General features: G+C 65.6%; 19 protein-coding genes. 7 read left to right on the plus strand and 12 right to left on the minus strand.

All coding sequences use genetic code 11. The features are described from left to right. The 4 genes from WBB07_RS05275 to WBB07_RS05290 all read left to right on the plus strand — a co-directional run. Window positions 1-1,287, plus strand: a 1,287-nt coding sequence (locus WBB07_RS05275; protein ID WP_526305443.1) for an ATP-dependent DNA ligase, incomplete at its 5' end; no start/stop codon positions are given. A gap of 55 nt (window positions 1,288-1,342) precedes the next feature. Continuing rightward, a complete protein-coding gene (locus WBB07_RS05280; RefSeq protein WP_526305445.1) occupies window positions 1,343-3,643 on the plus strand; it encodes a carbon starvation CstA family protein in 2,301 nt (766 codons plus the stop codon). After that, window positions 3,589-3,780 (plus strand): YbdD/YjiX family protein, encoded by a 192-nt coding sequence (locus WBB07_RS05285; protein WP_526305447.1) that lies wholly within the window; start codon window positions 3,589-3,591, stop codon window positions 3,778-3,780. Before WBB07_RS05280 ends, WBB07_RS05285 begins: the two co-directional genes overlap by 55 nt. A 265-nt stretch (window positions 3,781-4,045) precedes the next feature. Next, window positions 4,046-5,419 (plus strand): DEAD/DEAH box helicase, encoded by a 1,374-nt coding sequence (locus tag WBB07_RS05290; protein ID WP_526305449.1) that lies wholly within the window; start codon window positions 4,046-4,048, stop codon window positions 5,417-5,419. On the opposite strand, the gene WBB07_RS05295 is transcribed toward WBB07_RS05290, so the two are convergent. From WBB07_RS05295 to WBB07_RS05305, 3 genes are all read right to left on the minus strand, one after another. Continuing rightward, window positions 5,420-6,055 (minus strand): hypothetical protein, encoded by a 636-nt coding sequence (locus WBB07_RS05295; RefSeq protein ID WP_526305451.1) that lies wholly within the window; start codon window positions 6,053-6,055, stop codon window positions 5,420-5,422. It abuts the gene before it with no gap. A 141-nt stretch (window positions 6,056-6,196) separates the two neighbouring features. Further along, entirely contained in the window at window positions 6,197-7,438 is a 1,242-nt protein-coding gene (locus WBB07_RS05300; protein WP_526305453.1) for an MFS transporter, read from the minus strand. Window positions 7,439-7,524: 86 nt separating this feature from the next. Beyond that, window positions 7,525-7,752: a hypothetical protein gene (locus tag WBB07_RS05305; RefSeq protein ID WP_526305478.1), complete on the minus strand. Its 228-nt coding sequence runs from the start codon at window positions 7,750-7,752 to the stop codon at window positions 7,525-7,527. Here WBB07_RS05305 and WBB07_RS05310 point away from each other — a divergent pair. Beyond that, window positions 7,664-8,863 carry an ROK family transcriptional regulator gene (locus WBB07_RS05310; RefSeq protein WP_526305474.1) on the plus strand — a complete coding sequence of 400 codons (1,200 nt, stop codon included), beginning with the start codon at window positions 7,664-7,666 and terminating at the stop codon, window positions 8,861-8,863. The two genes, WBB07_RS05305 and WBB07_RS05310, sit on opposite strands and share 89 nt — an antisense overlap. 29 nt (window positions 8,864-8,892) lie before the next feature. Here the strand turns inward: WBB07_RS05310 and WBB07_RS05315 are convergent, their stop codons facing one another. The 8 genes from WBB07_RS05315 to WBB07_RS05350 all read right to left on the minus strand — a co-directional run bounded on the left by WBB07_RS05315 (window position 8,893) and on the right by WBB07_RS05350 (window position 18,143). Continuing rightward, window positions 8,893-10,248, minus strand: coding sequence for an enolase C-terminal domain-like protein (locus tag WBB07_RS05315; protein WP_526305476.1), 1,356 nt, complete (start codon window positions 10,246-10,248; stop codon window positions 8,893-8,895). A gap of 8 nt (window positions 10,249-10,256) precedes the next feature. Beyond that, window positions 10,257-11,414, minus strand: a complete 1,158-nt coding sequence (locus WBB07_RS05320; protein WP_526305454.1) for an L-talarate/galactarate dehydratase — start codon at window positions 11,412-11,414, stop codon at window positions 10,257-10,259. A gap of 111 nt (window positions 11,415-11,525) precedes the next feature. Continuing rightward, window positions 11,526-12,635 (minus strand): ABC transporter substrate-binding protein, encoded by a 1,110-nt coding sequence (locus WBB07_RS05325; protein ID WP_526305456.1) that lies wholly within the window; start codon window positions 12,633-12,635, stop codon window positions 11,526-11,528. Then, the gene (locus WBB07_RS05330) at window positions 12,632-13,432 is read right to left on the minus strand and encodes an ABC transporter permease (RefSeq protein ID WP_526305458.1); all 801 of its coding nucleotides are present in this window, start codon (window positions 13,430-13,432) and stop codon (window positions 12,632-12,634) included. The genes WBB07_RS05325 and WBB07_RS05330 overlap by 4 nt, the downstream gene beginning before the upstream one ends. Beyond that, window positions 13,429-14,334: an ABC transporter permease gene (locus WBB07_RS05335; RefSeq protein WP_526305460.1), complete on the minus strand. Its 906-nt coding sequence runs from the start codon at window positions 14,332-14,334 to the stop codon at window positions 13,429-13,431. Before WBB07_RS05335 ends, WBB07_RS05330 begins: the two co-directional genes overlap by 4 nt. Continuing rightward, on the minus strand, window positions 14,331-15,467 hold the full coding sequence (locus WBB07_RS05340; RefSeq protein WP_526305462.1) for an ABC transporter ATP-binding protein: 1,137 nt from the start codon (window positions 15,465-15,467) through the stop codon (window positions 14,331-14,333). The genes WBB07_RS05335 and WBB07_RS05340 overlap by 4 nt, the downstream gene beginning before the upstream one ends. A gap of 7 nt (window positions 15,468-15,474) precedes the next feature. Beyond that, entirely contained in the window at window positions 15,475-17,133 is a 1,659-nt protein-coding gene (locus WBB07_RS05345; protein ID WP_526305464.1) for an amidohydrolase, read from the minus strand. Window positions 17,134-17,234: 101 nt separating this feature from the next. Next, a complete protein-coding gene (locus WBB07_RS05350; protein ID WP_526305466.1) occupies window positions 17,235-18,143 on the minus strand; it encodes a LysR substrate-binding domain-containing protein in 909 nt (302 codons plus the stop codon). A 205-nt stretch (window positions 18,144-18,348) separates the two neighbouring features. On the opposite strand from WBB07_RS05350, the gene WBB07_RS05355 reads away from it, so the two are divergent. Continuing rightward, window positions 18,349-18,993, plus strand: a complete 645-nt coding sequence (locus WBB07_RS05355; protein ID WP_526305468.1) for a bifunctional 4-hydroxy-2-oxoglutarate aldolase/2-dehydro-3-deoxy-phosphogluconate aldolase — start codon at window positions 18,349-18,351, stop codon at window positions 18,991-18,993. Continuing rightward, on the plus strand, window positions 18,990-19,859 hold the full coding sequence (locus WBB07_RS05360; RefSeq protein WP_526305470.1) for an NAD(P)-dependent oxidoreductase: 870 nt from the start codon (window positions 18,990-18,992) through the stop codon (window positions 19,857-19,859). The genes WBB07_RS05355 and WBB07_RS05360 overlap by 4 nt, the downstream gene beginning before the upstream one ends. Window positions 19,860-19,889: 30 nt before the next feature. Here WBB07_RS05360 and WBB07_RS05365 read toward each other — a convergent pair. Beyond that, on the minus strand, window positions 19,890-20,439 hold a 550-nt coding region (locus WBB07_RS05365), incomplete at its 5' end, for an enolase C-terminal domain-like protein (RefSeq protein WP_526305472.1).

Here is a 20,439-nt window from a genome sequence, read left to right on the forward strand (position 1 = left end):
ACCGAGATCGGCGCGGTCGCCGGACCGGGATCGCGGACGCGGCGCGCCGGCCTGCTCACCGACCTGTTCGGCGCCGCCACCTCCACCGAACAGGCCTTCCTGCGGCGCCTGCTCAGCGGCGAACTCCGGCAGGGCGCGCTGGCCGGGGTCATGGCCGATGCGGTGGCCAAGGCCGCGGAGGTGCCCGTCTCCCAGGTGCGGCGCGCCGCGATGCTGGGCGGCGCACTGCCCGCGGTGGCCGCAGCCGCGCTCACCGGCGGGGCGTCCGCCCTGGCCGCGTTCACCCTGCAGGTCGGTCGCCCCGTCAGTCCGATGTTGGCGCAGACCGCAACCGGTGTGGCCGAAGCACTCGACAAACTGGGTGGTACAGCGATTTTCGAGGCCAAGCTGGACGGAGCACGCGTCCAGATCCACCGCAACGGCGACCTGGTGACGGTGTACACCCGCAGCCTGGACGACGTCACTGCACGCCTGCCCGAGGTGGTCGAAGCGACGCTGGCCTTGCCGGCGACCTCGCTGATCGCCGACGGGGAGGCCATCGCCCTGCGCCCAGACGGCCGCCCGCACCGGTTCCAGGTCACCGCATCAAGATTCGGCCGCACCGACCGTGGGGACCTACCGAAGGATCAGTCGCTGTCGGTCTTCTACTTCGATCTGCTGCACCTCGACGGCACCGACCTGCTTGATCTCCCGGCCACCGAGCGGGCGGCGGCGCTGGATTCGGTGATCCCTGAACAGTTCCGGGTGCCGCGCCTGATCACCACCGATGAGGCGGCCGCCCAGCTGTTCCTGGAAACCACCCTGGCCGCCGGGCATGAAGGGGTGATGGCAAAGTCGGTTGCCGCACCCTATGAGGCGGGACGGCGCGGCGCGGGCTGGCTGAAGGTGAAACCGGTACACACCCTCGATCTTGTGGTGCTGGCCGTGGAATGGGGCTCGGGCCGGCGTACCGGCAAGCTGAGCAACATCCATCTGGGTGCCCGCGACCCTGCCAGTGGCGGGTTCATCATGCTCGGCAAGACGTTCAAAGGCATGACGGATGCGATGTTGGACTGGCAGACCTCACGTTTCCTCGAACTCGCCGACGGCCCGACCGATGGCTATGTGGTGACGGTCAGGCCGGAGCAGGTCGTCGAGGTCGCCTTCGACGGCGTGCAGGGGTCCAGCCGATATCCCGGTGGACTCGCCCTGCGATTCGCCCGCGTCATCCGGTACCGCGATGACAAAACCGCAGCTGAGGCCGACTCGATCGACACCGTGCGGGCGCTTTACCTCCGCAGCGACTGAGTATCAACCCTCGCGTTTCGCCAAAAGCTCGGTGCGCCGGTGCCAGACTCCATCCATGGCTTCACCTTCCGCAGCTTCGGGTCGTGTCTCGGTCGAAGAGGAACGCGACGGCGATATCACCTATCTGCGCACCGACCCCGACCTGCCACCGGTAGCGATCATCGACCGTTCACCGATCACCGGAAAACACAAGGCGATCTTTGCCGTCATCGCCCTGCTGGGCGCCCTCGCCTGGGCCATCATCGCCTTCTTCCGCGGCGAGACGGTGAACGCGGTGTGGTTCGTGATCGCGGCCTTCTGCACCTACGTCATCGGATTCCGTTTCTACGCGCGGCTTATCGAGATGAAGATCGTGCGGCCGCGCGATGAGCAGGCCACGCCCGCAGAGGTGTTCGAGAACGGCACCGACTACATGCCCACCGATCGCCGGGTGCTCTTCGGGCATCACTTCGCGGCGATCGCCGGGGCAGGCCCGCTGGTGGGTCCGGTGCTGGCCATGCAGATGGGCTATCTGCCCGGCACCATCTGGATCATCATCGGCGCCGTCGTCGCCGGTTGTGTCCAGGACTATCTGGTGCTGGCCATCTCCACCCGTCGGCGCGGCCGCTCGCTGGGACAGATGGCACGCGACGAGCTCGGCGCGGTCGGTGGTGCCGCCGCCATCATCGGTGTGCTCGTCATCATGGTGATCTTGCTGGCGGTGCTGGCGCTGGTGGTGGTCAACGCTCTGGCCGAAAGCCCTTGGGGTGTCTTCTCGATCGCGATGACGATCCCCATCGCCCTGTTCATGGGACTGTACCTGCGGTACCTGCGTCCCGGACGGGTCTCCGAGGTCTCCCTCATCGGTGTGGCCCTACTGCTACTGGCCGTGGTGTCCGGCGGCTGGGTCGCCGAAACCGACTGGGGTACAGACTGGTTCACTCTCTCCAAGGTCACGCTGTCGTGGTGCATCATCATCTACGGCCTGGCCGCATCAATCCTGCCGGTGTGGTTACTCCTCGCTCCGCGCGACTACCTGTCGACGTTCATGAAGGTCGGCACCATCATTTTGCTGGCCATCGGCATCCTCGTGGCCCGCCCGATCATGGAGGCGCCGGCCGTCTCGTCGTTCGCCACCAGCGGCACCGGGCCGGTGTTCGCTGGATCGCTGTTTCCGTTCCTGTTCATCACCATCGCCTGTGGCGCACTGTCGGGCTTTCATTCGCTGATCTCCTCCGGCACCACACCGAAGCTGCTGGAGAAGGAAAGCCAGATGCGGCTGATCGGCTACGGCGGCATGCTCACCGAGTCGTTTGTGGCCATCATGGCGCTGATCACCGCGGCGATCCTCAATCAGCATCTGTACTTCGTGATGAACGCACCAGCCGCCCAGACCGGCGCAACCGCGGCGACCGCTGCCGACTACGTCAACGGGCTGGGACTCTCGGGCGCGCCGATCACGGCCGAGGAGATCGACGCGGCCGCCGCCGGGGTCGGGGAGAGTTCCATCATCTCGCGCACCGGCGGGGCGCCCACCCTGGCTTTCGGCATGTCGGAAGTGTTGCACCAGGTGTTCGGCGGCGAAGCCCTCAAAGCGTTCTGGTACCACTTCGCGATCATGTTCGAGGCGCTGTTCATCCTCACCACCGTGGACGCCGGCACCCGGGTCGCCCGGTTCATGCTCTCCGACGGCCTGGGCAACCTGGGCGGGCCGTTCAAGAAGCTGCGCAACCCCAGCTGGCGGGTGGGCGCCTGGACCTGCAGTGTGATCGTGGTCGCCGCGTGGGGCTCGATCCTGTTGATGGGTGTCACCGACCCCCTGGGCGGGATCAACACCCTCTTCCCCTTGTTTGGCATCGCCAACCAGTTGTTGGCGGCGATGGCCCTGACATTGGTGACCGTGGTGGTGATCAAGAAGGGGTATCTGAAATGGGCATGGATTCCCGGGGTTCCGCTGCTCTGGGATCTTGTGGTCACCCTCACCGCCTCATGGCAGAAGATCTTCTCCGGTGACCCCAAACTGGGCTACTGGACTCAGCATTTCCAGTACCGAAACGCCAGAGACGCCGGACAGACCTCCTTCGGGGCGGCCAAGGACGCCGGGCAACTCGACGCCGTCATCCGCAACACCTTCATCCAGGGCAGCCTGTCGGTCATCTTTGCGGTACTGGTGGTCATCGTCTTCATCGCCGGGGTGATCGCCGCCCTGCAAGCGCTTCGGGGCACCGGAAAACCACTTTCCGAAGATGATCCGGTACCGTCCCGGATCTTCGCTCCCGCCGGCATGATCCCGACCGCCGCCGAGAAGGAGGTGCAGAAGCAATGGAACGCGCGATCTCAGTCGCCCGCCAGATCGGTTGGTACTGGTCCACATTGATGGGCGACAATCACTACCGCCGCTACGTCGAACTCCGCGCCCGCACCCATCCGGGCGAACCGGTGGTGACCGAACGCGAGTACTGGCGGCGCAGACACGCCGCCACCGAAGCGAACCCGAACAGCCGTTGCTGCTGAGGGAGGCCGCACCATCGAGTCTGTTCTGCCGATTTGGTCACACGCGAGGTGCCAATTGAAGCGTTGTCCTGGATGTGCGGTAGCCTGTAGCCAACGCTGACTTCGCATCACTGCAAGTCGGTACGTCGCTGATCGAGCGCGCCGAGGTCTTTACAAGGTCTCGCCACCACCGAGTGGGCTTGCGCAATTTAAACCGGCTCCTTTCGCGGCGAACGACTGTGCCCACCGGCACTGTCGCCACCGATGCCCGAAAGGCACAAAAACTGTGAGCTCTACTTCTTTTGAATCCCTTGGCGTCGGCGCACCCCTGATCCGCGCCCTCGCCGACCGCGGCATCACCGAGGCCTTCCCCATCCAGGCCAAGACACTGCCCGACACTCTCGCGGGCCGCGACGTTCTGGGTCGCGGAAAGACCGGCAGCGGAAAGACTTTGGCGTTTTCACTGCCGCTGGTCAGCCGCCTGGCCGGCACCCGGACCCGCGCCGCCCGCCCGTCGGGCCTGGTGCTGGCCCCCACCCGGGAACTCGCCACCCAGATCAGCGCCGCCCTCGAACCCCTGGCCGCCGCCAGTGGCCTGACCGTCACCGTGATCTTCGGCGGAGTCTCCCAAGGCCGGCAGGTCGCGGCGCTGAAGGCGGGGGTCGACATCGTCGTGGCCTGCCCAGGCCGCTTGGAAGACTTGATGCGGCAGAAGGCGATCAGCCTGGACGCCGTGGAGATCACCGTCATCGACGAGGCCGACCACATGGCCGACCTGGGCTTCCTGCCCGGCGTCACCCGGATCTTGGCGGCCACCCCCTCGGGCGGCCAGCGCCTGTTGTTCTCGGCCACCCTGGACAACGGCGTGGACAAGCTGGTCAACCGGTTCCTCGACCAGCCGGTCCTGCACTCGATCGATGAGGCGAACTCCCCCGTTCCGGCCATGACCCACCACGTGTTCCACGTGGCCGGCGTCGAAGCCAAGAAGCGGCTGGTTCACCAGCTCGCCTCCGGCACCGGGCGTCGAATCCTGTTCATGCGCACCAAGCACCAGGCACGCAAGCTTGCCAAGCAGCTGACTGATGCCGGTGTCCCCTCGGTGGACCTGCACGGCAACCTGTCCCAGCCGGCGCGCGACCGTAACCTCGCAGCCTTCAGCTCCGGCGAGGCCCGGGTGCTCGTCGCCACCGACATCGCCGCCCGCGGTGTGCATGTCGATGACGTGGAGCTTGTTGTCCACGTCGATCCGCCCATGGAGCACAAGGCATACCTGCACCGCTCCGGCCGCACCGCCCGCGCGGGCAGCTCCGGTGACGTCGTGACGTTGGTACTCCCCGAACAGCGCCGGGATACCCAGGCACTGCTCCGCAAGGCCGGTATCACCGTCAAACCCCAAGATGTGAACCCGGATTCGCCGGCAGTGAACGAACTTGTCGGCGAAGTGGCGCCCTACCAGGCACCCAAGGCCACTCCCGCACCTGTGCAGCAGGCACGCAGCCGTCGCCCGCACAGCGATGCTCGTCGTGGCGGTCCCCGTCGGGACGGACAGGGAGCCGCACGTTCCGGTGGCCGTTCCGGGACCGGTGGCCGCCCCGACGGCGCGGGTAACCGGCGCCAGCGGCCGCACAGCAGCAGCCGGGACGGCGCCGGCACCCGCTGATCACGAGGCCTGCGCCAGGCCCGCCGGTAGCAGGCGGGCCGAACGCCGGTGATGTTCGGCTACCCAGGTGGCCGTGAACTCCTCGATGGGACAACCCCGCAGTCCGGTGTCGAGCCGGGCTACGGGTAGCTCGTCGGAGCCACCGGCGGCCGGGCCGTGTAAAGCCGTCCACCCCAAACCATCACGCTGGTCGGGATAGGTCACCACCACGGCGTCATCGGGTGCCATCTGATCCAGCACGGTACCCACCGGGTCTTCGGGTTCGGCGAGCACCACCACCGCTTCGACGCCCTGTCCAGCCGCCGAATCGAGATAGGCGCGCACCTCGTCCTGGAGTTCACCGGGCTCGAGGAGACGCTGCAGAAACATCCGGTCGGTAAGCCGATCACGATGTACCGCACCGACTTTGCTTCGCACCCAGATACCGGCGACCTTCGCCTCCACGTGCTCGACGACTGGAGGTAACGCATGCCGGTCGAGTCCCAGCAGTTCGGTCAGTTCACCGCGGTAGGACACGCGGGCTTCGGCAAGCGTGGCAGCGCTTCCCGCGCACCGACCGGGCACAGAGTGATAGGTGATCGCGGGGCGCTCGTCGGGCACCGCTCGGTAGACGACATTTTCGTTGACAGCAACCATGATTACCTCACAGGGGCGACCTTGTGTGCAGAAAACTGCGACTTCGCAGTCTCAGGGTGAACTTCCGGCCGGGCAGGAACAGTTCCACCCGGGTCCGCTCGGCGGTGTCGGTCCGAACTTCGTTGGGCTCGTTGCGATCGTTCATGAACCGGCCCCCTTTCCGTTGCGCTGCAACAGCACTGCGACAGTCAGAACCACCAGCCCGCTGACCGCCAGCACCGCTCCGGCCGCAGCTGGTGCGGTGTAGCCGAAACCGGCCGCGATCACCAATCCCCCGATCCAGGCACCGGCGGCATTGGCGACGTTGAGGGCGGAGTGGTTGAGCGCCGCGGCCAGGGTCTGTGCATCGGCCGCGGTGTCCATCAACCGGGTCTGCAATGCCGGGGCCATCGCCGACCCGCTGGCGGCAATGCCGAACAGCAGCAGCATCGCGGTCCACGGATTGTGGGCGGCCACCACAAATCCCGCCAGCATCACCCCCAGCGCGGTGAGGGTGCCGTAGAGGGTGCCGATGACCGACCGATCGGCCAGATGGCCGCCGACGATGTTTCCGACGACCATGCCCAGGCCGAAGATCATCAGCGCCACCGGCACCAGTCCCCGGGACATTCCGGCGACATCGGTCATGGTGGTCGCGATGTAGGTGTAGACGGCAAACATGCCGCCGAAGCCGATCATTCCGATCGCCAGCGCCAACCACACCTGTGGCCGCTTCAACGCTCCGAGTTCGGCCAGCGGGCTACTGACCCGGTCGGTGCCGATCTCGGGTAGCCACGACCAGAGTGCCGCAATGGTGGCCATTCCGATGAACACCACCAGCACAAAGGCGCTGCGCCAGCCCAGTGCCTGGCCCAGCCATGAGGCGACGGGGACACCGACGACGGTGGCGATCGTCAAGCCGGACATCACCTGGGCCACGGCCTGGGCGCGCCGGGTGGGCCCGAGCATGCGGGCGGCCACCAGCGCGGCGACCCCAAAATATGCGCCGTGCGGCAGGCCGGCGATGAAACGGGCACCGATGAGGGTCTCGTAGTTGGGGGCCACGACCGTGGCGAGGTTCCCGAGGGTGAACACCACCATCAGGGCCAGGAGCAGGATCCGGCGCGACATCCGGGCAGTCAGTGCCGCGATCAGTGGCGCGCCGATGACCACGCCCAAGGCGTACGCGGAGATGACGTGACCGGCGACGGGCTCGGAGACATTCATGTCGGCGGCCAGGTCGGGCAGCAGACCCATCGCCACGAACTCGGTGGTCCCGATGCCAAAACCGCCGAGTGCCAACGCGAACACCGCAAGCCGCAGCACCGGTGGGGGCGGCGCGACCACGGCGGCTGTCGTCGACGGACGGGCCGCATCGGAACGAGCGTTCTCAACAGTTGTCACAGGCAGCTTTCGTGCGGCGGGGTCGAACCCGGTCTTGGCACTCGCCGCACTGCACAGCGCCTCATCGGGGTAGAGCCTATCGAGACTTAGAGCCAACCCACAACCGACTTTCGCCTCAAAAAGGCTAAAGTGACGATCGTTACAACGCTTGCCGACCATTTGTCAAGCTTGTTTAGATGGTCATCAACCCGTTCACGCAGGACAATCACCCAGGAGCGCCGGACCATCCACAGATCGCGACCAGCAGCAAGATCCTCGGGTACGCCGGCCAGCGCCGGCGAGATCTTTGCGCTGATCCGCGACTCGGTGGCCACCACCCGCACCGATATCCGGCAGCTCACCGGGCTCTCCCGCACCGCGGTGGCCGCCCGGGTGGCCGATCTGGCGCGGCACGGGCTTGTCGTCGAACGCCAGGAAGGCCCCTCCACCGGGGGGCGCCCGCCGACCCTGCTGGCGTTCAACGAGGACGCCGGTGTGGTGGTGGCCGCCGCGATCGGCCGTAGCCGAACCCACCTGGCGGTGTGCAACCTGGCGGGCCGCGTCCTGGCTGTCACCGATATCGATGAGCACGTGGGCGTCGGGCCGGACCAGCTGATGCCCCAACTGGCGAAGCGGCTCGACGCACTCGTCACCGACGCCGGCCGCCGATCCTCCGCCGTGCTGGGGGTGGGTCTGAGCCTGCCCGGGACCGTCGACCAGCAGCGCGGGTGCAGCCTCGACTCGCCGGTGATGAACGGCTGGGACGGAGTGCCGCTGGCCCCGTACTTCCGGGATCTCACTGCAGCTCCGGTCCTGGTGGACAACGACGCCAATGCCATGGCCCTGGCCGAACGGCACGGCGAGTACCGCGGTATGGACGACCTGCTGCTACTCAAGATCTCCACCGGCCTCGGCGCGGGCATCATCTGCGGCGGGGAACTGCAGCGCGGTGCCGTCGGCGCGGCCGGCGAGTTCGGCCACAACAAAACCGTTGCCGCGCAAGGACTCACCTGCCGTTGCGGTGACACGGCCTGTCTGGAAACGATTGCCGCCGGGTGGGCACTGGTGCGCGAGCTGCGACGGCAAGGACACGACGTCAGCCACCTGCGCGACGTCGTCGAGCTGGCCAACCATGGTGAAGCCGAGGCCCGCCGGCTCATCAGGGAAAGCGGCAGACATGTCGGCGAGGCGGTCGCACCGCTGGTCAACCTGCTCAACCCCGCCGTCGTCGTAGTCGGTGGAGACATGACGGGGGCCTATGATCTCCTGGTCGCCGGATTGCGAGAAGCTCTGTACGGTAACGCCTCCGCACTCGCGACCCGGACGCTGCAGGTGGTCCCCGCGACCCATGGCGAACGCTCCTCGGTGATCGGCAGTGCCGCACTCATACTCGACACCATCCTCCACACCGACGCCATCGACGCCGCACTCCAAGCGGGCCGCTGACAGCGGGTGACACCGCGCGGCACCGCCCCTCACCTGTCCAGAGCGGGGCGTTTGCCGTCGAAGGTCCAGCCGGGCACCAGATACTGCATCGCAAGCGCATCATCACGCGAGCCGAGACCCTCCTTTTGGTACAGCTCGTGGGCAGCGGCCACCGCATCGAGATCGAGGTCCACGCCCAGCCCCGGCCGGTCCGGTACGGTCAGCCAGCCGTCGGTGATCTGGTACGGCTGCACGGTGATCCGCTGCCCGTCCTGCCAGATCCAGTGGGTGTCGATAGCGGTGATCTCCCCCGGCGCCGCAGCAGCGACGTGGGTGAACATCGCCAATGAAACGTCAAAATGGTTGTTGGAGTGCGACCCCCAGGTCAGTCCCCAGGCATCGCAGAGCTGCGCCACCCGGACCGACCCGCTCATCGACCAGAAGTGCGGATCGGCCAAGGGGATGTCGACCGCGCCGGCCTTCAAGGCGTGCCCCAGCTCTCGCCAGTCTGTGGCGATCATGTTGGTCGCCGTCAACAGCCCGGTGGCACGTTTGAACTCTGCCATCACCTCACGGCCGGAGAAGCCGCCTTCAGGCCCCACCGGGTCCTCGGCGTAAGCGAGCACGTCGGCCAGGCCCCGACAAGTGCGTACGGCGTCGGCCAGCAGCCAACCACCGTTGGGATCCAAGGTGATCCGGGCATCGGGGAAGCACTGTGCCAGCGCGGTCACGGCGGCCGCTTCCTCCGCGGCGGGCAGCACGCCGCCCTTGAGCTTGAAGTCGGCGAACCCGTACCGCTGGTAGGCGGCTTCGGCCAGGTGCACCACCGCTTCCGGCGTCAGCGCCTCCTCATGGCGCGCCCGCAGCCATTCGTCGGCGGTCGCCGGTTCATCATCGGGCCCCAGGTAGGCCAGGTCGGTCTTGGTTCGGTCACCCACGAAGAACAGGTAGCCCAGCGCCTGGACCTTTGTACGCTGCTGTCCATCGCCCAACAGCGCCGCCACCGGAACCTCGAGGTGCTGGCCGAGCAGATCCAGCAGTGCCGATTCCACTGCCGTCACCGCATGCACGGCCACCCGCAGATCGAAGGTCTGCGCTCCTCGGCCCCCGGAGTCGCGACCGCCAAACGCCGAGCGCATCGCCGCCAGCACCGCGTGGTGCTCGCCGATCGACCGTCCCACGATCAAGGGTCGGGCATCGTCGAGAGTTCGGCGGATCAGCTCTCCACCGGGTACCTCGCCCACCCCGGTACGTCCGTCGGAGTCGGTGAGAATCACCAGGTTACGGGTGAAGTACGGCCCGTGCGCACCGCTGAGGTTCAGCAGCATGCTGTCGCGTCCCGCGATCGGGATCACCGTCATGTCGCTGACCACCGGGGCGCGGTGGCGTCTCGGCTGCGGAACCATCACGGCAGTCACCCGCGAAAGTCCGCGGTGTCGAGCGTCCATGCCCGGGACTGGTCGCTGAGGGTGACACCGAGGCCCGGTCGATCCGAGAGATGCATTCGGCCGCCATGGATCTCGAGATGTTCGTTGAACAGCGGCTCCAGCCAGTCGAAGTGCTCGACCCAGGTGCCGTAGGGGTATGCGGCGGCAAGGTGGATGTGGATCTCCATCGCGAAGTGCGGCGCGAGTAGGAGATGATGCCGTTCGGCGAGGGCCGACAATCGCAGGAACGGGGTCACTCCCCCGATGCGGGGTGCGTCTGGCTGCAGGATGTCGGCGGCACGCGCGTCGATCAATCGCTCGTGTTCGGCGACGCTGGCGAGCATCTCCCCGGTGGCAATGGAAGTGTCCAGGCTGCGCGCCAGCTCTGCGTGTCCCTCGGCGTCGTAGGCATCGAGTGGTTCCTCGATCCACACGAGACCGAACTCCTCCAGGATGCGTCCCATACGAATCGCGGTGGGTCGATCCCACTGCTGGTTGGCGTCGACCATGAGTGGCACAGATTCACCAACATGATCGCGAAGCCGTTGCACCCTGGCAATGTCGGACTTCCAGTCTGGCTGGCCCACTTTGATTTTGATGCCACCGATCCCACTGTCCAACAGGATCGACGCGTTCTCGAGAACCTGCTCGATCGGCGTGTGCAGGAAGCCGCCGGAGGTGTTGTAGGTCGGCACCGAATCACTGTGGCTGCCCAGCAGTTTTGCCAGCGGCAGACCCGCACGTTTGGCCTTGAGGTCCCAAAGCGCGATATCGAAGGCGGCGATGGCCTGGGTCGCTACACCGCTGCGGCCCACCGACGCACCCGCCCACACCAACTTGGTCCAGATCTTGGCGATGTCGCTGGGATCCTCGCCGAGCAGAGCTGGCGCAACCTCACACGCATGCGCGTATTGGGCGGGTCCGCCGGCTCTTTTCGAGTAACTGAAGCCGACACCGGATTGCCCGCCAGCGGTGTGGATTTCGGTGAACACGAAAGCCACTTCGGTCATCGGCCGTTGCCGGCCGGTGAGAACCTTCGCATCGCTGATCGGAGTGCGCAGCGGCAGCCGGACCGCGGATACTCTGACGTGTTCGATGCTGTCGATGGTGGCGGCTCCGGGTGGGATCGCCGATTCGACGACCATTGGACACTCCTTGTGCGCTTGGCTACCAGCCCGAAGCCAACACCGCGACTTCAGCATTCATGTTTCCCAGCCGACCGGGACGCCCGTCCCGGTCGGCCCGGTCGGCAGTGCCTACTTCTTGAACGTCTCCCAGATGCGGGAAAACGCATCGCGGGTCTCGTTGTCGCACGGCAGGGTCGGCGCGACCCGGTCGGCGAACTCGGCCGGGATGACAACACCCGGATCCGACTTCATCTCGGGGCTGAGGTACTCATCCATGCCGGTGAGCCCGGCGTTGTAGCCGAGCTGATTGGCGATGTCGGCCATGTTCTTCGGGTCCATCAACCAGTTCACGAGCGTGAGCGCCTGCGGCGTGTTCTCCGCGGCGTTGAGCACCATCATGTTGTCCTGCCAGAGGTCGAGACCCTCCTCCGGATACACGTAGATGGCACTGGGCTTCTGGGCCCGGATACGGTGAGCGGTGCCGTTCCACATCATCAGCAGAGACTGCTCACCGGAGAGCATGCGATCGGTCTGACCGTCGTTGCTGACCGTGCTGACCCGCGGCTTGAACGTCATCAACAGGTCCTGGGCGGCCTGCAGATCAGCCGGTTCCTTGGAGCAGGTCTGCGCCCCGTTGGCGCGCAACGCGGCGTTGATGACGGTGATCGGGTCATCGAACACGCTGACCTGGCCCGCAGCCGCCGGCGGATTGAAGTAGTCCTTCCACGATGCCGGGGCTTCGCCGACCGGGATCACGTCACTGTCGTACATGAAACCGGTGGTGCCGTAGAGGTACGGCGAGGTGTACTTGCGGCCGGGATCGAAGTAGTCGTCGAGGCGTTCCGGCGCGATGTTGGACCCGTTCGGCAGTTCCGCGGCGTTGATCTCCTTGGCGAAACCATCCTTGATCAAGATCTCGGCCATGTAGTCGCTCGGGACCACGACGTCGTAACCCGCGCCGTTGGTCGAGCGCAACTTCGCTTCGAGTGCCTCGTTCGACGGGTAGGTGTCGATATTGAGGGTGATACCGGTCTCCGCGGTGAACCGATCCACCACGTCCTGCGGAAAGTAGTTCGACCAGGTGTACAGGTTCACCTCACCCGAGGTGGCCGGCTCGAAAGGACCGGAGATGTCCTGTTCGCCATTGCCGGACCCACTGGTCGAACACGCAGTGGCCGACAGGACCAGGGCGGCCACCACTGCGGATACGCCGGCAACCCGGAATCGGTTCGGACTCATTTTTTCCCTCGCTTCGATGCGATGTAGCTGAACACAATGACGATGGTGCTTAGTGCGATGAGCATGGTGCCGATCGCGGTGATGATCGGGCTGATGCCGAGTCGCATCATCCCGAAGACATAGACGGGCAGCGTCGTAGAACCTGGGGCGGACAAGAAGTTCGAGATGATCACGTCGTCGAGCGAGATCACGAATGCCAGCAGGGCTCCGGAAACGATACCGGGAACCAACAGCGGCACGGTGATTCGTCTCATCATCGTGGCCTGATCGGCGCCCAGATCAGCGGCAGCCTCGAACACCGCCGGATTGATGGTCTGCAGCCGGGCGCGAATCGGCATCAATGCAAAGGGAATGCAGAACGTTATGTGCGCCAGGACAATAGCCGGCAGGCCCGGAGGGAGACCGATCAACGAGATCAGACTCAGCAATGCCACCGCGGTGACGATCTCTGGCACCACCAGCGGCGCCATGATCAGCCAGTTCGCCCACGTTCGGTTCCTCCTGGCCCACCGGTCGATGGCCAGCGCGAAGGTGATGGCCAACACCGTCGCGACCAGCATCGCAGCGCAAGCAACAACCAGCGAGTTCACCGCCGCCGCGATCAGTCGGTTGTCCTGGAACACCGCCGCAAACCATCTGAGGCTGAAGCCTTCCCAGATCAGGACGGTCTTGCCGGCGTTGAACGAGTAGACGACAACGGCGGCCATCGGCAGATAGAGGAACAGGAAGGCCACCGCGGTGACCGGGGCCACGGCGGGAAAGGACCGCAGCCGCAAGCCTCTTGGGGTCTTGCTCACAGTTTGACCTCCACTGTGGTGCCCGTTCGCCGCGCCGCGACAGACACCACCATGAGCCCGACCAGAAGCAATGCCAGGACCAGGATCGAAAGCGCGGCCCCGAACGGCCAGTTACGCGCGATGCCGAACTGCGCCTCGATCAGATTTCCCACCAGGAGGACCTTGCCGCCGCCGAGGAGCACCGGCTGGATGAAGGATCCGAATGCGGGTATCAGGACCAGCAGAATCCCGGAAATCAGCCCGCCTTTGGCGGCAGGCAGGATGATCCTGCGCATCACCGTGAACTTGCCGGCTCCCAGGTCATAAGCCGCCTCCGCGAGCCGGAAGTCGAATCCCGACAGAGCGGCGTGCAGCGGCAGGATCATGAACGGCAGGAAGCTGTAGATCAGGCCTATCGTCGAAGCGAAGTTGGTGTACAGGAGCTGATGCACTCCGAAGCCGAGGGTCTCGGAGGCGCCGTTGATGACGCCCTTGTTGTTCAGTAGCAGGATCCACGCGTAGACCCGCACCAACACGTTCGTCCAGAACGGCAGCGACACCAGCAGGATCAGCACGGTCTGGCGTTTCGGCGGCTGCATGGCGATCCACAGCGCGGTCGGGAAACCGATCAGCAAGCACACCAACATGGTGGTCGCCGCCTGGGCGAACGAGGTGCCGATGACACTCAGATACCGGGGGTCGAAGAACGAATTCCCGTAGAAATCCTGCTGGAACAGCAACCGTTCGTAGTTGTCGAAGGTGATCGGCAGCGTGGCGCCCGACCCGCTGGGCCCCTGACTCAGGAACGAGTAGGCCAAGATCAGCAGGATCGGGGCGAGCGTGAAGAACAGGGCTATCAGGATCGCCGGTGCGGCACCGGCTTTGGGTAGTTCGCCAGGCCTGGCGGCCCGTTTGGTGATCACGGCGAGACCTCGGCCGGCACGTACCGGATATCCTGCGCGGCGATCCGCAGACCGACCCGGTCACCGACGCACAGCACGTCGAAGGGTGGGGTCACCCGGATGTTGAGCGCAGTGCCATCGGCGAGTTCGACCTCACAGCGCAGGTCTGTACCCATGTACATGGCCCGGATGATGGTCGCCGGCACGGTGTCGGCTGCCTCCGGAGAAACGATCCGAATGCGCTCCGGCCGGATCGAGAACTCCCCCGTCTTACCGTCGGCCAGGTCCACGGGTCCGGCCACACCGAGTGCCGTGCCTGCGACATGCACCCGCCAGCCGCCGGCATCCCGGCGCACCGGGCCGGTCACGAAGTTGGTCTCGCCGATGAAGTCAGCCACAAACCGGCTTCTCGGCTTCTCGTAAACCTCAGCGGGAGTGCCGATCTGCTCGATGCGTCCGCTCTGGAACACCGCGATCCGGTCCCCGAGACCGAGCGCCTCCTCCTGATCGTGGGTGACGAAGATGAACGTGATGCCCGCCTCTTGCTGCAGCCGCTTGAGTTCGAGCTGCATCTCCCGGCGCAGCTTCAAATCCAGGGCGCTGAGCGGTTCGTCGAGCAGGATGATCTGCGGTTCTTTGGCCAGCGCCCGGGCCAGCGCCACCCGCTGCTGCTGCCCACCGGACAGTTGCGCCGGCTTGCGATTGGCGAAGTCGGTCAACCGCACGCCTTCGAGCAGTTCGGAAACCCGCGCGTCGATGACCGCCCGGGGCCGGCGATCCATCTCCAGACCGAAGGCGATGTTCTGGTGCACCGTCATGTGCGGGAACAGCGCGTAGGACTGGAACACCGTGTTGACCGGACGTTTGGCCGGTGCCAGCCGGTCGATCTCCTTGCCACCGACCAGAATCGATCCGCTGTCGAGCACTTCGAGCCCGGCGATGGATCGAAGCAGAGTGGTCTTGCCGCAACCGGACGGTCCCAGCATGACAAAGAACTCGCCGGGCTCGATACCGAGGTCGACGCCCTTGAGCGCCTCGACGATGGAGCCTTCCGGGGTGTGGAAGGTCTTGGTCGCTCCGCGTACGAGGAGTCCCCCGCGGGTGGCGGCACTGTCTGTCGCCGGCGTCACAACCGCGCCTGAATTTGTGGTCATCGAGGCGTCAGTTCCGCTCGAACACGATGTCGCCACCGATGATGGTGTAGTCCACCGCCGACTCGCCGATCTCGGCCAACGGGCGATCGAAGACATCTCGGTCGAGCACCACGATGTCGCCGTCCTTGCCGATCTCCAGACTGCCGGAGCGGTGTTCGTCGTGATTGAGGTAGGCGACTCCCTCGGTGGCCGCGACGAGTGAATCGTTCAGGGACAGTGCTTGTTCGCCGAGGAACGGCAGTGGGTCCTCGCCCTTGGCGGCAACACCGGAGCGGTTGACTGCGGTGTGCAGGAGCTCGACCACGTTGCCCGTGCTGACCGGCCAGTCGCTACCGATCGCCAGCTTCCCGCCGGTGCGCTGGATCGCGGCGAACGGGTACTGCCACCTGTTGCGACGCGGGCCCAGATATGGAGTGGTCAAGACGTCGATCTGTTCCTCGTGCCTGGCCCACAGCGGCTGACAGTTCGCGACGACGTCGAGTTCGGCGAAGCGCGGCACATCGTCGGGGTGTACCACCTGGATGTGGGACAGGGTGTGGCGCAGATCCTTCTCGCCGTGCTTTTCTCGCGCGTACTCGACGGCGTCCAGCGATTCGCGTACCGCGCGATCGCCGAGCGAGTGGAAGTGGACCTGGAAGTCGTGTGCGGCCAGCGCCGCCACCGCCTCCTTGAGCAACTCCGGGTCCACCCAGCTGCGCCCGCTGTTCGAGGTCACGTTGCCGCAACAATCGAGATAGGGCGAAAGCATTGCCGCTGTGAAGTTCTCGGCGATACCGTCCTGGAAGATCTTGACCGTCGTCGCCCGGAAGTTGGGGTTGGCGGCGAAGCTGCGCTCACGCCGTTCCAGAAGGTCGTCGATCTGTTCGAGTCCCCGCTCCGGGGTCCAGCGCAGCGCGCCGACCACATGCGAACGCAGGACGCCCGAGTGCGACGCCCGGATGTAGGCATCGAGCTGGTCCCGATTCTCCTTGGATGCACCGACCTGAGCGTCCTGCCAGGCGGTGATGCCCCAGGAGAGCATGACGTCATTGGCGCGGCGGAAGCCTTCGTCCATCTCGGCGTCGGAAGCCCGCGGGATGTGGTCGGTGATGAGATTCATCGCGAGTTCTTGGACCATGCCCAGCACCTCGCCATCGGCGGTGTGCTCGATACGCCCTTCGAAGGGGTCCGGGGTATCCGCCGTGATTCCCGCGATTTCCATGGCCCGCGTGTTGAACCAGGCGCCGTGGCCGTCGCGATTCCGCATGTACGCCGGCCGGTCGGGCACCACGCTGTCGAGCATCTGCCGGGTTGGAAGCCCGTTGTCGAACCAGCCCAGTGCCCAGTTCGCTCCGCGGATCCATTCCTTGTCCGGGTTCGCCTGGGCGTAAGCCCCGATAGCGGCCAGGCATTCCGCACCTGATCCAACCTGGGACAAGTCCAGCGACATCAGTGCCGAACCGCCGTGGAACGGGTGGACGTGGGCGTCTTGGAATCCCGGCGCGACCAGCCCGCCTCGCGCGTCCAACTCGGCAACGCCGGGCGCTGCGGCAGCAGCGGCGTCCGGCCCGACCGCGCGAATCTTTCCATCCTCGACCAACACGTCGCCGTCGACGACAAATCCGTTGGCCTGGAACGCCCGTCCGTTACGGACGAGGATGCTGGCGCCGGAGCCGGTCACAGACATTCGTGAACATCCCTTTCGTTGCCTTGTTATTCGAGTCACAATAAACCGGCCGATGCATTCCATCCAAGCCGTATTTTGCATTGACCAATGCGCACAGCGCATCAATTCCGAACACCCCGCCGCAGCGTCAGCGCCAGCTCGTCGACGAGCTCGAGGGCCGAGGACACCAGCGGTGTCACGCCGTGGTCGTGCCACGCGACATCGAGTCGCACGCAGTTGTGCACCGCGGAGGGGTCGTCGTCGGCCACTGGGATGAGCGTCACCCTGGGCGAGGCGATCTCGACGGCCGACGCCGGCACCAACGCGCACCCCAAACCTGCACTGACCAGCGCCAACAATGCCATGACCTGTTCGGCGTACTGCACGATCCGCGGCTGGACCGACGCCTCCACGAACATCGCCTGGAGCAGATCGTGAAAGTACCGGGAACCTCCCGGGGAGTACATCAAAAAGGGCGCGTTCTCGATCGCCGACAGCCGGGTGGATGTCGCGGCTTGGGCCAACGGCCACTCTGACGGCGCCGCGAGCACCAGCTTTTCCTCGAGGACCGGCCTCCAGGAGATCCCGGGCTTGTCCACCATCGGGCGCAACAGGGCAAGATCGACCGTCCCCCGGGCCAGGCCCTCGAGTTGCTCGGTGGAGACCATCTCGCGAAGCAGAACCGTGACGCCCGAGAGCCGCTCGCGGATCAACCGGATGAGCTCCGGCAGCACATTGAGTCCCGCCATCGCCGTGTAGGAGATGGTCAGCGTGCCCGAGGCACCTTCGCCGATGGAGCGAACGTCGGCGGCCATTTTGGCTGCAAGATCGATCAATTGGCGCGCTCGCGGCAGGAGGGCACTTCCAGCCGTCGTCAGCTCGACCTTTCGGCTGGTGCGCACAAAGAGCACCGTGTCGAGCTCACGTTCGAGCTGTTGGATCTGCCGGCTCAGCGGCGGCTGGGTCATGCGGAGCCGGTTCGCTGCAGAGCCGAAATGCAGCTCTTCGGCGACGGCGATGAAGCACTCCATCTGAATGAGGGAAAACAATCGATACCTCCCGAGCATCAATCGGCGCACAAATTGGTTTGGTGCAACATTCTGCTTCACTTACTGTCAGTTTTGTGCCCGTTCGGAGCGTGGCGCGGATCTGGATGGCTGCCTCGCCCCCGTTTCCCGGAGATCGACGATGCGGATGGCACGCGTCGGCAGTCGGTTGCAACCACAAAGGAGCTAGATGATCCCGTTCCCTGAAATCGGTCCACCGATCGTGGTGGTACTGCGAGCAGCGGATGCCGCCCGGTTCGTCGAGGTCTCCACGGCACTCGTCGCCGGCGGCGTGCGAGCGGTGGAGTTCACCTTCACCAGCGCTGGATGTGTGGACGCGGTCCGCGAGGCCAAGCGAGTACTTCCCGCCGACGTTGCGGTCGGATGCGGAACCGTTCGGTCCCGGGCCCACGTCGACGCAGCCGTCGCGGCAGGCGCAGACTTCTTGGTCAGCCAGCTGTACGACGAGGGCGTGGTCCGTTACGCCGCCGAATCCGGGATTCCCTATGTCCCAGGGGCGCTGACACCCACCGAGATCGCCTGTGCCGCCGGGGCACAGGTGCCCGCTGTGAAGGTCTCGCCCATCGGGCCGCTGGGTGGGCCCGCCTACCTGCGTGAGCTCACCGGGCCGCTTCCCGAGATCCGGCTCTTCCCGACCGGCGGCGTGAAACCGAGTCAAGTCGTGGAGTACCTCGAGGCCGGTGCGGCCATGGTGGGGCTGAGTTCACTGCTGCTGGAGGACGCATTGAGTCCACACAGCGATCTCGATGCGTTGACCGTTCGCACCAAAGATGTCGTTTCCTCCGTCTCCGCAGTGAAAGGTATTTCTCAATGATCGTGACCGTTGTCGGACTGGGCATCATGGGCGCTCCGATGGCCCGCAATCTGCGCAACGCCGGGCATGACGTCATCGGCGTCAACCGTTCCCCCGCGCCCGTCGAACGCTTTGTCGCCGACGGGGGCCGCACCACAACTCTGGAAGAAGCCATACGGCAATCCGATGTGGTACTCACGATGGTCCCGGACAGCGCCGACGCCGAAGCGGTGCTGACCGGAGATGCCGGCGCGTTCGCCTTCGCCAGGCCTGACACGTTGTTCATCGATGCCAGTTCGATTGCGCCGGAAACAGCCAGATCACTGTCCGCCGAGGCGATCTCGCGGGGGCTCCGGATGATCGACGCCCCGGTGAGCGGCGGCGAACAAGGAGCGATAGACGCAACGCTGTCGATCATGGTGGGCGGCACGGCCGCCGATGTCGAAGCGGCGATGCCCGTGCTGACCGCCGTCGGCTCGACCATCGTGCATGTCGGTCCCGCCGGTGCCGGGCAGACGGTCAAAGCCGCCAATCAGCTTCTTGTTGCAGGCATCATCGAGCTGGTCTCCGAGGCGCTCGTGTTTGTCGACGCCCACGGGGTCGAGCTCGAGCGGGCCGTCGAGGTTCTTGCCGGCGGTTTGGCCGGCAACCGGATCCTCGACCGGAAGGCCCAGGGCATGCTGGCGCACCGTTTCGAACCAGGTTTCCGTATCACTTTGCACCACAAGGATCTTGGCATCTTCAGCGAAGCCGCTCGCCAGGCCGGTGTGGTGACACCCCTGGGCGCAGTGGTCACCCAGCTGATGGCATCAGCCGTTGCCAACGGCGACGGTGACCTCGACCATTCCGCGCTGTTGCGCGGTGTGGAGCGACTCTCAGGTCGCTGAGGTGCACCGCCCGCGCTGGCGCCATTGCCGTCACCAGCGCGGGCTGACCGCCTCGTAGGTGGGGTCGATGCTGCGCATGTATGCGGTGTCATCTCGATTTCGGATCCCGCATTTCAGGTATTGCTCGTGCAGCTGACCCAGCGCATCGTCGTCGATCTCGATTCCCAGCCCAGGTGTGGTGGGTACCTCCACAGAACCGTTCCTGATCTCCAACACCCCCGGCTTCACCACATCCTCGGTCTTCCACGGCCAGTGTGTGTCACAGGCGTAGGTGAGATTCGGGGTGGCCGCGGCCAGGTGCACCATCGCGGCCAGCGAGATCCCGAGATGAGAGTTCGAGTGCATGGACAGTCCGAGCCCGAACGTGTCACAGATACCGGCGAGGAGTCGGGATCGGTGTAAACCGCCCCAGTAATGGTGGTCCGACAGAACGATTTTCACGGCTCCGGCAGCGACGGCCGGGGCCAGTTGATCGAAAGCCACCACACACATGTTGGTGGCCAACGGCATCGGAGCCTGCGAGGCAACAACCGCCATGGCGGCGATTTCGGGTGTCGGGTCCTCGAGGTACTCGAGGACC

Source organism: Mycobacterium sp., from assembly GCF_049647605.1.
Taxonomy (GTDB): Bacteria; Actinomycetota; Actinomycetes; order Mycobacteriales; family Mycobacteriaceae; genus Mycobacterium.